The organism is Bradyrhizobium sp. JHI2711, from assembly GCF_056156565.1.
Map to the genome: position 1 here is coordinate 309,034 of NZ_JBPZPT010000003.1, position 14,550 is coordinate 323,583.

The following is a 14,550-nucleotide window of genomic DNA, read 5'->3' on the forward strand; positions in this document are numbered from 1 at the left end:
CGCACCGTCGTCGCGGCCTACTGCTCGTCAATCTCGTTACGAGCACAACACCGGCCTGCTGCAACGCAGCGGCATGGGCTTGCTGCGAAAGCGCGAATTGACTTCACGCAAATGGTTGCGACAGATGAGCGCAGGATCGTGCTGATGACCGCCGATCCAACGAGAAGCTCCGGGAGGAGAAAGAATGTTCGATCGACGCGACCTGCTCAAGGGAGCAGGCCTTGCCGCCATGGCGGCCACACTGAATTCCACCAAGGCGCTGGCCCTCGACACGGTGACCCTGCCCTTCGCCAATGGCGAACGGCCGCTGGTGAAATATCCGCAGAAGCGGCCGATGATCGGCCTGACCAGCCGGCCGCCGCAGCTCGAGACCCCGTTTGCGGTGTTCAACGACGGCCCGATCACGCCGAACAACGCGTTCTTCGTGCGCTACCACCTCTCCGACCTGCCCTACGATCTCAACCCCGACAAGTTCACGCTGGAGGTCAAGGGCAAGGTCGACAAGCCGCTGAAATTGTCGCTGAAGGACATCCGCAAGATGAAGGCGACGGAGATCGTCGCCGTCAACCAGTGCTCCGGCAACAGCCGCGGCTTCTTCGAGCCGCGCGTCGCCGGCGGTCAGCTCGCCAACGGCGCGATGGGTTGCGCGCGCTGGCGCGGCGTGCCGCTGAAGAACGTGCTGGAGATGGCCGGCGTGCACAGCGGCGCCAGGCAGGTCACCTTCAACGGCATGGACGGACCGGTCAACGACAAGACGCCGGATTTCATCAAGGCACTCGACATCGATCACGCCACCGACGGCGAGGTGATGCTGGCCTATGGCATGAACGGCGAGGACCTGCCGTTCCTCAACGGCTTTCCGCTGCGCCTGATCGTGCCCGGCTATTTCGGCACCTACTGGGTCAAGCACCTCAACGAGATCACCGTCATCGACGACGTTTATGACGGCTTCTGGATGAAGTCGGCCTACCGCATCCCCGACACGCCGAACAATGCGGTCGAGCCGGGCACCGCGCCAAAGGCGACGATCCCGATCAACCGCTTCACCATCCGCTCCTTCATCACCAGCGTCCCCGATGGCGCCAAGCTGAAGGCGGGAGCCGTGACCCTGCGCGGCATCGCGTTCGATGGCGGCAAGGGCATCAAGCAGGTCGAGGTCTCCACCGACGGCGGCAAGAGCTGGGTCGGCGCCAAGCTCGGCAAGGATCTCGGCAAGTACGCCTTCCGCGAATGGAAGCTGCCGGTGAAGCTCGCGGCCGGCAGCCACGAGCTCAAGGTCCGCGCCACCGGCAATGGCGGTGAGACCCAGCCGGACATGCCGCGCTGGAACCCGGCGGGTTACTTGCGCAACGTCGTCGAAACCGTTCGCGTCAGCGTGGCCTGAAGGAGACTGATCATGCAGCGCATCGTTCTCCTCGCCATCACGCTCGCCGTCACCGCATTGATGGGCTCGTCACTTGCAGCGCCCGTCAATTACAAGACCCCGGACGAAGTCGCCGCCTTCAAGCCCGGTCCCAATCTCGAGGTCGTGCAGGGCAATTGCAGCGCCTGCCATTCGTCCGACTACGTCGCCACGCAGCCGCCGATGAAGGACAAGAGGGCGTTCTGGCAGGCCGAGGTGACCAAGATGATCAAGGTCTATGGCGCACCGATCGACGATGCCGATGTCGGCAAGATCGTCGATTATCTGACCGCGACCTACTGAGGGATGGCATCACGCGCTCCTGCCATTTGACCGCGAAACGGGCAAAACCGGCAAAAACGCCGCGAAGTTGAGCGGAATTCGGCGAAATGGCGATGTGGTTTGAGCTACCAAGCCTGCCACATTCCGCGTATCCTGTTAGGACCGAACCGGCCGGTTGGCGGGGACTGGCGGTTCGAGATCTCGGAGGAAGACCCGCGGAGAAGTCGTGATGGCTAAAGGTACGGTCAAGTGGTTCAACCCGACGAAGGGTTATGGATTCATCCAGCCTGCGTCGGGTGGCAAGGATGTGTTCGTGCATATCTCGGCAGTGCAGAAGGCCGGTCTGTCGACCCTCAACGAGGGACAGACGGTGGAATACGAAGAGATCGCAAACCGGGGCAAGACCTCCGCGGAAAACCTCAAAGTATAAGCCCGCGCCAGCCTTTGCTGCCTCCCGGATTTGTCCGGGAGCGGGCCAAGAAAAATTTAAGAAGACGGCCGGTGCATTCGACGACAGGCGTTGCGATTGCACAAGGATAGCTATTTTTTCCTTGCGAAGACCGCTCATCGAACCACAGCAATGACAATCGCGACTGCACTTCGCTAACCCACCGGCAGCGGTGCGTCGCGCTTGATCTCCTCCATCACCGCATAAGTTCGCGTCTCGCGCACGCCCGGCATCGACAGCAGGGTCTCGCCGAGAAAGCGTCGATAGGCGGTCATGTCTGCAAGCCGCGCCTTCACAAGATAGTCGAAGCCGCCGGCAACCATGTGACACTCCAGCACTTCAGGGGCGAGCCTCACGGCTCGGGCGAACCGCTCGAAATTGTCGGGCGTGGTCTTGTCGAGCAGCACCTCGACGAACACCAGGAGCCCAAGGCCGAGCCGGTGCGGGTTGAGCCGCGCGCCATAGCCTTCGACAAAGCCCTCGCGCTGCAGGCGCTTCAACCGCTCGCCGATCGAGGTCGGCGACAGCCCGATGCGCTCGGCGAGCTCGACATTGGCGATGCGCCCATCCTCCTGCAGGATCGAGAGGATTTTCCGGTCTGTTCGATCGAGTTCCATATCTTATCTGGCCAAATGGCTAACCCTCTTCATTTTCTAAGGCAAACTGGCTAAATTGTCTATCGAACTACGGTCACGCGGGCCTTATCCTGGATTTCAGCCACAGGACACGCCATGCCGAACATCCCGCCCCCCTTCTCCGCGCCTTACGCCCCCGATGATTCCGAGATCGCCGCAAAGGTTCTGCCGGCCTCGCATCTCATCCCAGCACGGGAGGCCCGGATCGACCGCATCGCGACGCGGCTGATCGAGGCGATCCGCAAGCGCGACGACCGGCTCGGCGGGGTCGAGGACATGCTGCGGGAGTTCGCGCTCTCGACCAAGGAGGGGCTGGCGCTGATGGTGCTGGCCGAGGCGCTGCTGCGCGTGCCCGATGCGCGCACGGCCGACCAGTTCATCGAGGACAAGCTCGGCGAGGGCGATTTCATCCATCACGAGACCAAGTCCACCGCGTTCCTGGTCAACGCCTCGGCCTGGGCGCTCGGCCTGTCGGCGCGGGTGATCCAGCCGGGCGAGACGCCCGACGGCACCATCGGCCGGCTGGTGAAGCGGCTCGGCGCACCGGCGGTGCGCACCGCGACGCGCCAGGCGATGCGGTTGATGGGCAACCATTTCGTGTTAGGGGAGACGATCGAGCAGGCGCTGGAGCGGGCTCGGCCGCGCTCGGGCCAGAAGCCGCGCTATTCCTTCGACATGCTCGGCGAAGGCGCGCGCACGGCCGCCGATGCCAAGCGCTATTTCGACGCCTATGCCAGCGCGATTGACACGATCGGCAAGGCTTCGGGCAACCATCCCCTGCCCGACCGGCCCGGCATCTCGGTCAAGCTCTCGGCCCTGCATCCGCGCTTCGAGGCGATCAGCCGCGGCCGCGTGATGGCCGAGCTGGTGCCGCTATTGCTGAACCTTGCGCAGCGCGCGAAGACGCATGACCTCAACTTCACCGTCGATGCCGAGGAAGCCGACCGGCTGGAGCTGTCGCTCGACGTGATCGCGGCGACGCTCGCCGATCCCTCGCTTTCCGGCTGGGACGGATTTGGCCTCGCGATCCAGGCCTATCAGAAGCGTGCTAGCGCGGTGATCGACTATGTCGATGAACTCGCCCGCGCGCATGACCGCAAGCTGATGGTGCGCCTGGTCAAGGGCGCCTATTGGGACACCGAGATCAAGCGCGCCCAGGAGCGCGGGCTCGACGGCTATCCCGTGTTCACGCGCAAGGCGATGACCGATCTGAACTTCGTCGCCTGCGCGACGAAGCTTCTCGCCTTGCGGCCGCGCATCTTCCCGCAATTCGCCACCCACAACGCGCTGACGGTCGCGACCGTGCTGGAGCTCGCAGCAGATGGCGGCGGCTTCGAGTTCCAGCGCCTGCATGGCATGGGCGAAGCGCTCTACGAGCAACTCGCAAAGGATCATCCTGACATCGCCTATCGCACCTATGCGCCGGTCGGCAGCCATCGCGACCTGCTCGCCTATCTGGTGCGGCGCCTGTTGGAGAACGGCGCCAACTCGTCCTTCGTGGCGCAGGCGGCCGATTATCGCGGGCCTGTCACGGCGCTGCTGCAGCGCCCGGCGAATGCCATCGGCCAGGCATTGCAGGCACCTCATGCCAAGATTCCGTTGCCGGCAGATCTGTTCGCGCCGGAGCGGCGCAATTCGCGCGGCGTCGAATTCGGTGAGCGTGCCGCCCTCGACCAGCTGCTGACGGACGTGAAGGCCGCGGCGGCCGACCTCAAGCCTGTCGCTGACGCAACACGGGATCAGGCCAACGCGGCGGTGACGACTGCGCGCGCCGGCTTTACTGCCTGGAGCCGGACACCTGCAGGCACACGCGCGGCGGCGCTGGAGCAGGCCGCGCATCTCCTGGAAACCCGCGGCGCCCGTTTCATCGCGCTGCTGCAAGCCGAGGGCGGCAAGACGCTCGACGACGCTCTGTCCGAGCTGCGCGAAGCCGCTGACTTCTGCCGCTACTATGCCGCGCAGGGCCGCAAGCTGTTCGGAAACGATGCCGCCATGCCCGGCCCGACCGGCGAGAGCAATGTGCTTAGCCTGCGCGGCCGCGGCGTGTTCGTCGCGATCTCGCCGTGGAATTTTCCGCTCGCAATCTTCCTTGGCCAGGTGACCGCGGCGCTGATGGCCGGCAACAGCGTGGTGGCGAAACCCGCCGAGCAGACGCCGCGCATCGCGCGCGAGGCCGTTGCCCTGCTGCACGAGGCCGGCATCCCCAGAAGCGCGCTGCATCTCGTCACCGGCGACGGCCGCATCGGCGGCGTCCTCACCGCGCATCCTGATGTCGCCGGAGTAGTCTTCACCGGCTCGACCGACGTCGCGCGCCAGATCAACCGGACGCTGGCCGCCAAGGACGGGCCGATCGTGCCGCTGATCGCGGAGACCGGCGGCATCAATGCCATGATCGCGGATGCGACCGCACTGCCCGAGCAGGTCGCCGACGACGTCGTGACCTCTGCGTTCCGCTCCGCAGGCCAGCGCTGCTCGGCCTTGCGGCTCCTGTTCGCGCAGGAGGATGTCGCCGACCGCATGGTCGAGATGATCGCGGGCGCCGCGCGCGAACTGAAGATCGGCGATCCCGCGGATGTCGCGACCCATGTCGGTCCGGTGATCGATGAGGAGGCCAAGCAGCGCCTCGATGCGCATATCGCGCGGATGAAGCGCGAGGCGCGGCTGCATTTTGCGGGCACCGCGCCGGACGGCTGCTTCGTCGCGCCGCATATCTTCGAGCTCAAGGAGGCCGGTCAGCTCACCGAGGAGGTGTTCGGCCCGATCCTGCATGTCGTGCGCTATCGCGCGGAGAACCTGGCGCGTGTGCTGGAATCCATCGCGCGCACCGGTTACGGGCTCACCCTCGGCATCCATTCGCGCATCGACGACACCATCGAGGCCATCGTCGACCGCGTCCAGGTCGGCAACATCTACGTCAACCGCAACATGATCGGCGCCGTGGTCGGCGTGCAGCCGTTCGGGGGCAGCGGCCTGTCCGGAACCGGCCCCAAGGCCGGCGGCCCGCATTACCTCGCGCGCTTTGCCACCGAGCAGACGGTGACGATCAACACGGCTGCGGCAGGCGGCAATGCCGCATTGCTTGCGGGGGAGGAGTGAGGCCCTGCGCCAGGCGCCGTTGCATCCCGGCAAAACATCGGTCTAATGCTCTCATCACGCACCCGCGCCAATTCCAGCGCGCGGGAAACGATTGAAGCGAGGGAGCGACGCCGCGATGGAGAAGGGCATTTTTGCAGGCCTGAAGGTTCTGGACTGCGCGAGCTTCATCGCAGCGCCCGCGGCCGCGACCGTGCTGTCGGATTTCGGCGCAGACGTTATCAAGATCGAGCCGCCCGGCACTGGCGACCCCTATCGCAACCTGCCGAACCTGCCGGGCTATCCCTCAGGCGAGCACAATTTCGCCTGGCTGCTGGAGGCGCGCAACAAGAAGAGCATCGCGCTCGACTTGTCGAAGCCGGAGGCGCAAGCCGTGCTCTACAAGCTCGTGGCGGAGGCCGACGTCTTCATCACCAACATGCCGCCGCCGGTGCGCGCCAAGCTCGGCATCACCTATGATCATCTCGCCCATCTCAACGACCGGCTGATCTACGCCTCCTTCACCGGCTATGGCGAGAAGGGCGAGGAAGCCAACAAACCCGGCTTCGACAGCAACGCCTATTGGGCGCGGTCCGGCCTGATGGATCTCGTCCGCGCCGACACCGACACCACGCCGGCGCGCTCGGTCGCGGGCATGGGCGACCATCCCTGCGCCATGGCGTTCTACGGCGCGATCGTCACCGCACTGTATCAGCGCGAGAAGACCGGCAAGGGCTCGCACGTCGCTTCCAACCTGATGGCGAACGGGGTGTGGGCCGCGAGCGTGCTGGCGCAGGCCAAGCTCTGCGGCGCCAAGTTCAGCGAGCGGCGCCCGCGCGAGCGCGCGCTTAACGCGGTGGCCAATCATTACCAGTGCAAGGACGGCCGCTGGCTGATCCTGTCGCTGCTGAATGAGGAGAAGCAGTTTCCGACGCTGGCCAAATGCCTGGGCCGTGAGGATCTGATCAACGACCCCCGCTTCGTCACCAAGGCCGACCGTCACGCCCGCTCGGTCGAGCTGATCAGGATCCTGGACGAGACCTTCGCCACCAGGGATCTCGCCGAATGGCGCAAAATCCTCGACGGCAACGGCCTCGTGTTCGGCGTCGTCGCCATCCTGGACGACATCCCCAACGACAAGCAGATGCTCGACAACGAGGTGCTGGTGCCGTTCGAGAACGACACCATGCTGACCATCAACAGCCCGATCTGGATCGACGGCGCCAAGAAGGTGCAGCCGCGCAAGCCGCCAGCCGTCGGCGAGCACAGTGACGAGATTTTGCGCGAGGCGGGATTTGACGAGGCGGCGATCAAGGCGCTGCGGGGGTCGGGAGCGGTCGGTTAGGAGCGCGCTGCTCTAACCTCGTCATTGCGAGCCAACGGGTCCGCGCGGAGCGCGGCCCGATGACAGGCTCCGCGAAGCAATCCAGAGTGTCTCCGCGGACGCATTGCTGGATTGCTTCGCTGCGCTCGCAATGACGGCGTGGGGCGATCTCGCTTATAATCGCAGCAACAACACGCCTCGCGAGGTCCTATGCCTAGCTACCGCCTGCACTACTTCCCCGAATCCGGCAACAGCTACAAGCTGGCGCTGATGCTGACGCTCTGCGGCGAGACGTTTGAGCCGGTCTGGACCGATTTTGCCGGCGGCGTCACGCGCACGGCGGAATGGCGCAAGGCCGTCAACGAGATGGGCGAGATTCCCGTGCTCGAGATCGACGGCGTGAAGATGACGCAGACTGCGCCGCTGCTGCTGAAACTGGCCGAGCAATACGGCCGTTTCGGCGCCGAGACGGAGGACGAGAAGTTCGAGCTGCTGCGCTGGCTGTTCTGGGACAACCACAAGCTCACCGGCTACATGGCGACCTACCGCTTCATGCGCGCCTTCACCGAGAAGAACGATCCGCAGGTGCTGAAGCATTTTCGCCGGCGGCTCGAAGACTTTCTCGGTATCCTCGACGGCCATCTCCAGCACAATGCATTCGCGATCGGCGCAAGGCCGACGGTCGCGGACATCTCGATGATGGCCTATCTGCATTATCCCAGCGACGAGCATGGCTTCGATTTCGCATCGAGCCATCCCGCCATCCACGCCTGGCTCGGCCGCATGGCGGCGCTGCCGGGCTGGAAGCCGGCCTACGAGCTGCTGCCGGGAAAACGGATGACGAATTACGCGAGGTGAGGACACTCTCTTCTCCCTCTCCCGTTCTTACGGGAAGAGGGTTGGGTGAGGGGCTTCTCTCCACATGTGAGTTCATCGAGGGACCTGTACTCCCTCACCCGAATTCGATCTGCGATCGAATTCGACCTCTCCCCGCAAGCGGGGAGAGGTAAGCAAGCTCACCTCAGCGACAGCCAGCCCAGCGTGAACAGAATTCCGCCGACGATGACGGCCACCGCGACGGCCCAGATGCTGACGCGGGCGCTGCCGGTGACCTGCTTGACTTCCTCGTTCCGCGCGATCTCGCGATTGCGCGCCTTGTTGGCGTTGCCGGTATCCGTCATGGGTCATCCAAATCGCTTGAGACCTTATCTTGCGCGTGATCCTTCGGAAAACCGCTCCACACTTTTCCTGGATCACGCGCTAACGCGTCTTGATGAAGCACATGCCGATGCGGCGCGAGGCCGCGGCAGCCTGACAGGTCAGACCGTTAGCACAGCTCCATGACGTAAAACTCCTGTCCGGCGCTCCCGATCCCGCATCTTGCAGGGAACAATGCGCCCCCCAGCCGTCCTGATATTCGCTGCCGGCGAGCTCGCTGCTGCCGCGGGTCTGCGGCCGACTGGCAAATCCGCGTGAGAAATCAGGGGTTTTTCCGGCCGCGAACGCGGTCAGGATGTCGCGGCGGCGGAGCTGGTCGCCGAAGAAGTGCGGCGAGGCCGCCACGATGGCGGCATTCGACGGTCTGTCCGCAAGCCAATCGACGCCCGGGAAATGGAAGCCGCCGATGCCACGGGTCTGGTGACAGCCGGTGCAGGTGACGTCGTTGAGCCGGCGCTGGAAGCCTGCGACCGAACGGACGTTCTGCATGTCGAGGCCGCGTGCCGCCGCCCGCTTCAGCGCGCCGACCACGTCATTGTCGGTGAAGACGGGATCGCCTTTGCCCTCCCCCTGCATCATGCCGAACTCCGGCTGCAAGGCCGAGGCGTCGAGGCCGGCGGGGGTCGGCACGATTGCGACCCTGGCCAGGAATTTCTCCGGGATCAACACGGTGCCGCGATCGAACGCGCGTAAGTTCTCCGGCGCGAGCAGCCACGCCTTGAAGTCGCGCCGCAGCGCATCGTCGGCAAGAATGCGATCGCGGTCGATCTGGTTCTCCAGCGTCGATTCCACGAATGTCCTGGTGGCGGCATTGTACTTGAACACCTTGAGAAGATAGTCGGAGCGGAAATCGTGCAGCGCCGATTTCGGCGCGACCGAGACCTGGATATTGGTCTCGATGCTGTCGAGCATGGCGTCGTCGGGCGGGGCGCGACTGCCGATCAAGCCCTGCCAGTCGCCGTTGTCGAGCCAGCGCTGCGCGATCTCGGCGCAGCTGATCGGCTTGCCCTTCGCATCCGTCTGGCGCCCATCGCGCGCCTTCATCACGAGGTTGAATGTCATCGGCAGGCGCGTTGCGGTCTTGCCGCCATCCGGCCCGCTGTCGAAGCGCGCCAGACGATAGATCAGCCGGATCTCGCCACAGGACTCTTCCGAGACATAGGCACGGTCCATGCGATTGACGATGCCGGCCAGCACGAAGCGCGCCTCGCGCGATTTCAGATTAGCTCGATCGAACAATTGCGCGTCGAAGCCCTCGCCGACGCCGATGGTCTCGCCCGGGTAGGTCGCCCTGTACCACGCGATATAGCGGTCGAATTCCGCATCGATCGCGGGCAGAATGTCTTTCAGCTGCGGCAGCGCGGCGAACATCAGTTCAGTCGTGAGCGGGACGCCCGAATTCTGCTCCGGCGACAAAAGACGCGAGATCGTCAGCGTGTTGTTCTGGTCGAGCTTGCGCAGGAGATCGGGATCGGTGATCGCGGTGCCGCGCGTCAGCGCGGTGCTCTCCGCTGCCAAGAGCGAAACGACACCGCCCAGCAATGCGGCGGCAGCAACGAGAATTCGCAAGGCGCGGCCCATGCCTGAGGTAACACCGCGCAAGCGTGCCTATTCAAGCAAAAAGGCGCCTCACATCGCGGTGAAGCGCCTCTTCGAAAGTCGGGTATCGGACGCTCAGCGTCCGACGATCAGCCCCCTTGAGGTGACGACCACCCAGCGGCCATCCTGGCGGCGGATCGCATCGACACGGCCGACGCCGGGGATGGGATCGCCAGGATAGACCTCGTAGAGGCCGTCGCGGCCCTCGATCAGCGCGCCGCCGTTGCTGGCGTTGCGCAGCCGCCAGCCTTCAATCGTCGGCAGACGTCCGACTTCGGTCTTGGGCGCTGCGCCGACCGGGGCCGGTGCGGCCGCCGCGGTCGCGACCTGGGTCTGGGGCTGGGTCGGCGCGATCGAGCCGGTGGTCTCCTTGGGCACCGCTGCTGCGGCCTGCGCGGGCGCGGCGGGCGGCGTGGCGCGGAGCTTGTCGACGGCCTCGGACAGCTTTGCGATCCTGGCCAGCGGCTCGGCCTGCGCCTTTTCGAGCTTGTCCAGGCGGTCGTTGGCCCGGTTGAACTGGGTGAGGCCGGTCTTCGAGCTCTGCTCGACATTGGCCTTCAGGGCGACGAGGTCGGCGTCGATCCGCGCCATGGAGGCATCCAGCGCGCTGGTATCGGCGACCTGGACCGAAGCCGGGGCGGGTGCGGCGAAACGCATCATGCCGGCGGTCGCGAGCGCACCGCTGATCGCGCCGACGCTGGCGGCAATCGCCACCACCGCGCCCATCGCCGACAGCCGGCGCTTGCTGCCGGCTTCGCGCGGCTCGTCGGCCTTCCCATGCGGAGCGAACTCCTCGCGCTCCCAGGCGCGGTCGGCGGGCGGCATGACGATGAGCTTGCCGTGCTTCGGCTCGGGCTTGGCCTCAGCTTTGGCGTCAGTCTTGGCCTCAGTCTTGGCCTCAAACTTCGGCACTTCGATCCGCAGCGGCTCAATCTTCGGGGCGTCCGCCTTGACCGGATCCGGCTTGACCGGATCGGGCTTGGGCGGCGCTTCGTGGTCGGGGGCGATCGAGGGGGCCTCGATACCGGCGGCAGCCTCGAAGGCCTGCGGTGCTGCGGCGTCGATGGCAGCGGCATCCTGGGCAGCCTGCTCGGGCATTGGTTCGCTCACGGCTCAAATACTCCAGTCTCGGTTGACCTTTTGGTAACTTTCATTGCTTGCGAAATCCTTACCTCGGGACCCGCTTACCGAAATTTTAGGAATTCATCCGGGGCCGAATTGGGCCGGGAAAGTGGAACCGGTGTGGCGGGCGTGAAACAGTTCGTAATCGGGGGAAGATGAACGGGGGCGGAATGGCCCCCATGGCGTCATTGCGAGCGCAGCTCCGCGGAGGCAGTCTGGATTGCTTCGTCGCAAGGGCTCCTCGCAATGACGGAGCGCGCCGCGCGCGCTCCGATCAAATCACTATCCGTCACATCACGACGGGAGCATCCGGCAGCTCGTTCGCATGCGGCCCTTGCTTAGGAAAATGCTTTGCCAGCTCGCGCGAGACGGCCTCGATGCCACTGATCACGCCGCGTTCGAACCGGCCCGATCTGAACTCGGCCTCTATCGCGCGGCAGATCGTCTCCCAACCCTCCGCGCCGACTTTCGCGTCGATGCCGCGATCGGCGATGATCTCGACGTCGCGGTCGGCGAGCAGGAGATAGATCAGAACGCCATTGTTGTGGGCGGTGTCCCAGATACGCAGATGCGAGAACACGTCGAGCGCGCGCTCGCGGGCCGGCTGGTTGCGGAACAGCGGGCCGCCGTCGAGCGCCCCTTCGACGACGAAGCGGACCTGGCCGGAATGGGTGGCTTCGCCGCGCTTGATCGCCTGCTCGATGCGGTCGAGCACCGCTTGCGGAAAGATCTGCTTCGCCCGCCAGTGATGCTGCACGAGATGTCGGGCAATGCGCTTGATGCTCATGATCGCTACCAGCTCCCCGAGGCGCCGCCGCCGCCAAAACTGCCGCCGCCGCCGCTGAAGCCGCCGCTACTCGACGATCCGCTGCTCCATCCGCCGGAGGAGCCGCTCGACCACGAGCCGCCGCGCGAGCGGCCCGTGCCCGGCGTGATCGCCGAAAACAGATCGGCGATGAATCCGACGATGAACCCGAGGATGCCGACAGCCGCCGCGAGCGCCGCGGAGCCGAGAATGAGCCAGGTTACCGCTGCGATGATGCCCCCGGTCACCAATGATCCGAGCAGCCGCCCCAGGATGGCGCGGAAGAACCCGCCGACGCCGATCGAGGCAAACAGCGCCACCGCAAACACCGGCGCCAGATCATCTAGACTATTGTGGGCGAAGTTGACGCTGCGCGAGGGTGACGGCAGCGGCTCGCCGTCGATCACCCGCAACATGCGGTCCACGCCTGCGCTGATGCCCGCGGCGAAATCGCCACTCCTGAACTTGGGGGTGATCGCCTCGTCGATGATGCGCCGAGAGGTGACGTCGGTGAGCACGCCTTCGAGACCGTAGCCGACCTCGATGCGCAAATGCCGGTCGTTCTTGGCGACGACGAGAATCGCGCCGTCGTCGACCTTCTTGCGACCGATCTTCCAGGCCTCCGCGACGCGAATCGAGAATTGCTCGATCGTCTCCGGCTGCGTGGTCGCGACGATCAGGACAGCGATCTGGCTGCCCTTGCGGTTCTCGAAGTCGCGCAGCTTTTGCGTGAGCGTGGCGATGTCGCTGCTGGAGAGCGTGCCGGTCTGATCGACGACACGGCCGGTGAGCTGGGGGACGGCGACGTCGGCGTGGGAGGGGAAGGCAAAGGTGAGGAGGAGTGCGATGGCGAACACAAAAGAGGCGATCGCTCGATGCGTCCACCAAATCCTCGCTGTCATCGCCCGGCTTGACCGGGCGATCCAGTATTCCAGAGACGCCCGTGGGATGCGGAGAGGCTGCGGCGTACTGGATTCCCCGCCTTCGCGGGGAATGACAGCGGAGTGTGGGGCGCGCATTCGAAACGACGCGCTTACTTCGACGGCGCCGGCGCCGCGTTAAAGTCCACCTTCGGCGCGGTCGAGATCGCCTTCTCGTTCTCGACAGAGAAGTTCGGCTTCTCCTTGTAGCCGAACGCCATCGCGGTGAGATTGGTCGGGAACGAGCGGACGGTGACGTTATAATCCTGCACCGCCTTGATGTAGCGGTTGCGCGCCACCGTGATGCGGTTCTCGGTGCCCTCGAGCTGCGACATCAGGTCCTTGAACAGGGCATCGGACTTCAGCTGCGGATAGTTCTCGGTGACGACCAGGAGGCGCGACAGCGCGCTGGAGAGCTCGCTCTGCGCGGCCTGGAATTTCTGGAACGCGGCGGGATCGTTCAGCACCTCCGGCGTCGCCTGAATGCTGCCGACCTTGGCGCGTGCATTGGTGACGCCGAGCAGCACGTCCTTCTCCTGCTGGGCAAAGCCCTTCACCGAGTTGACGAGATTGGGCACGAGATCGGCGCGGCGCTGATACTGGTTCACGACCTCGGACCAATTGCCCTTGATCTGCTCGTCCTCGCTCTGGATCGCGTTGTAGCCGCAATTGGTCAGGCTCAGCGAGGCCAGGGCGGCCAGCACGGTCAGGATCTTGCGCATTAAATTTCTCCCGGTGGAATCCGGCGCAAACTATCAGATTGCGCGCCTGAGAAAAGCAGCCGGCTGACGCAAGCCTCTTGCCTCGCACCGGCCGACATAGTCAACTCCGGCAAAACAAGAGCGGAAACACCAGGGGGAACGCGATGTCCTCGTTCGAGACCATCCTCGTGGAACGGCCTGAGCCGGCGATCGTCCGTGTCGTGATGAACCGGCCCGAGGCGCGCAACGCGCAGAACCTGCAAATGACCTACGACCTCAACGCCGCCTTCGACGCGGCGGTGCAGGACGATGCGGTCAAGGTGATCATTCTCGCAGGCAACGGGCCGCACTTCTCCTCCGGCCACGACCTGCGCCCCGGAGACAAGAATACCGCTGGGGTCGATTTCCCGCCGATCGGAAATTGGGGTGGCTTTGCCGAGCCGAACGCCCATGGCCGGTTCGCCCGCGAGCAGGAAATTTATCTCCAGATCACCCGGCGCTGGCGCAATCTGGCAAAGCCCACCATTGCCGAGGTGCATGGCAAGTGCATCGCCGGCGGCTTGATGCTGGCCTGGGCCTGCGACCTCATCGTCGCCAGCGACGATGCGCAGTTCTGCGATCCCGTCGTCACCATGGGCGTGTGCGGCGTCGAATGGTTCGTGCATCCCTGGGAGCTGGGACCACGCAAGGCCAAGGAGTTCCTGTTCACCGCCGACAGCTGGAGCGCGCAGGAGGCGCACCAGCTCGGCATGGTCAACCAAATCGTGCCGCGCGCCGAGCTGTCGTCGCGCGTGCTGGAGCTGGCGCGAAGGATCGCAACAAAACCGTCCTTCGCGCTGAAGCTGACCAAGGAGGCGGTCAACCGCTCGGTCGACGTCATGGGCCAGCCGGCCGCGATCGACCAGGCCTTCGCGCTGCATCAGCTCTGCCACGCGCACAATCTCCAGGAGTTCGGCATGATCGTCGATCCATCCGGCCTGCATCCCTCCGTGCGCAAGCCGCCGGCCGCCGCGGAGTAGACG

At 65.0% G+C, this 14,550-nt stretch carries 14 protein-coding genes; 7 read left to right on the forward strand and 7 right to left on the reverse strand.

Features of this window, described 5'->3' with window-relative positions; translation table 11 throughout:
* Positions 1-184: 184 nt before the first annotated feature.
* The 3 genes from sorA to ACTEK7_RS23700 all read left to right on the forward strand — a co-directional run bounded on the left by sorA (position 185) and on the right by ACTEK7_RS23700 (position 2,114).
* Positions 185-1,384: a SorA family sulfite dehydrogenase catalytic subunit gene (sorA, locus tag ACTEK7_RS23690; protein ID WP_036009704.1), complete on the forward strand. Its 1,200-nt coding sequence runs from the start codon at positions 185-187 to the stop codon at positions 1,382-1,384.
* A 12-nt stretch (positions 1,385-1,396) separates the two neighbouring features.
* Positions 1,397-1,705, forward strand: coding sequence for a SorB family sulfite dehydrogenase c-type cytochrome subunit (gene sorB, locus ACTEK7_RS23695; RefSeq protein WP_036028658.1), 309 nt, complete (start codon positions 1,397-1,399; stop codon positions 1,703-1,705).
* A gap of 208 nt (positions 1,706-1,913) precedes the next feature.
* A complete protein-coding gene (locus tag ACTEK7_RS23700) occupies positions 1,914-2,114 on the forward strand; it encodes a cold-shock protein (protein ID WP_008563500.1) in 201 nt (66 codons plus the stop codon).
* A gap of 173 nt (positions 2,115-2,287) precedes the next feature.
* On the opposite strand, the gene ACTEK7_RS23705 is transcribed toward ACTEK7_RS23700, so the two are convergent.
* Positions 2,288-2,749, reverse strand: a complete 462-nt coding sequence (locus ACTEK7_RS23705) for an Lrp/AsnC ligand binding domain-containing protein (RefSeq protein WP_036009699.1) — start codon at positions 2,747-2,749, stop codon at positions 2,288-2,290.
* 114 nt (positions 2,750-2,863) lie between these two features.
* Here ACTEK7_RS23705 and putA point away from each other — a divergent pair, with 114 nt between their 5' ends.
* The 3 genes from putA to ACTEK7_RS23720 all read left to right on the forward strand — a co-directional run bounded on the left by putA (position 2,864) and on the right by ACTEK7_RS23720 (position 8,021).
* Positions 2,864-5,863, forward strand: coding sequence for a bifunctional proline dehydrogenase/L-glutamate gamma-semialdehyde dehydrogenase PutA (gene putA, locus ACTEK7_RS23710; RefSeq protein WP_225148019.1), 3,000 nt, complete (start codon positions 2,864-2,866; stop codon positions 5,861-5,863).
* Positions 5,864-5,978: 115 nt separating this feature from the next.
* Positions 5,979-7,184, forward strand: coding sequence for a CaiB/BaiF CoA transferase family protein (locus tag ACTEK7_RS23715; protein WP_225148020.1), 1,206 nt, complete (start codon positions 5,979-5,981; stop codon positions 7,182-7,184).
* A 189-nt stretch (positions 7,185-7,373) separates the two neighbouring features.
* Positions 7,374-8,021, forward strand: a complete 648-nt coding sequence (locus ACTEK7_RS23720) for a glutathione S-transferase family protein (RefSeq protein WP_225142127.1) — start codon at positions 7,374-7,376, stop codon at positions 8,019-8,021.
* Between the two features lie 158 nt (positions 8,022-8,179).
* Here the strand turns inward: ACTEK7_RS23720 and ACTEK7_RS23725 are convergent, their stop codons facing one another.
* The 6 genes from ACTEK7_RS23725 to ACTEK7_RS23750 form a co-directional block, all read right to left on the reverse strand.
* Positions 8,180-8,344, reverse strand: coding sequence for a hypothetical protein (locus tag ACTEK7_RS23725; RefSeq protein ID WP_193374981.1), 165 nt, complete (start codon positions 8,342-8,344; stop codon positions 8,180-8,182).
* 79 nt (positions 8,345-8,423) lie between these two features.
* Complete coding sequence (locus tag ACTEK7_RS23730; protein WP_225148091.1) at positions 8,424-9,962, reverse strand: hypothetical protein; 1,539 nt, start codon at positions 9,960-9,962, stop codon at positions 8,424-8,426.
* A 93-nt stretch (positions 9,963-10,055) separates the two neighbouring features.
* Positions 10,056-11,078 carry a hypothetical protein gene (locus ACTEK7_RS23735; RefSeq protein ID WP_225148092.1) on the reverse strand — a complete coding sequence of 341 codons (1,023 nt, stop codon included), beginning with the start codon at positions 11,076-11,078 and terminating at the stop codon, positions 10,056-10,058.
* A gap of 313 nt (positions 11,079-11,391) precedes the next feature.
* Entirely contained in the window at positions 11,392-11,889 is a 498-nt protein-coding gene (locus ACTEK7_RS23740; protein ID WP_225148021.1) for a TPM domain-containing protein, read from the reverse strand.
* A 5-nt stretch (positions 11,890-11,894) separates the two neighbouring features.
* Complete coding sequence (locus ACTEK7_RS23745) at positions 11,895-12,809, reverse strand: TPM domain-containing protein (RefSeq protein ID WP_225148022.1); 915 nt, start codon at positions 12,807-12,809, stop codon at positions 11,895-11,897.
* A gap of 131 nt (positions 12,810-12,940) precedes the next feature.
* Positions 12,941-13,549 (reverse strand): LemA family protein, encoded by a 609-nt coding sequence (locus ACTEK7_RS23750; RefSeq protein WP_036009681.1) that lies wholly within the window; start codon positions 13,547-13,549, stop codon positions 12,941-12,943.
* A gap of 143 nt (positions 13,550-13,692) precedes the next feature.
* Between ACTEK7_RS23750 and ACTEK7_RS23755 the strand changes: the two genes are divergently transcribed.
* Complete coding sequence (locus ACTEK7_RS23755; protein WP_036028670.1) at positions 13,693-14,547, forward strand: enoyl-CoA hydratase; 855 nt, start codon at positions 13,693-13,695, stop codon at positions 14,545-14,547.
* Positions 14,548-14,550 lie beyond the last annotated feature (3 nt).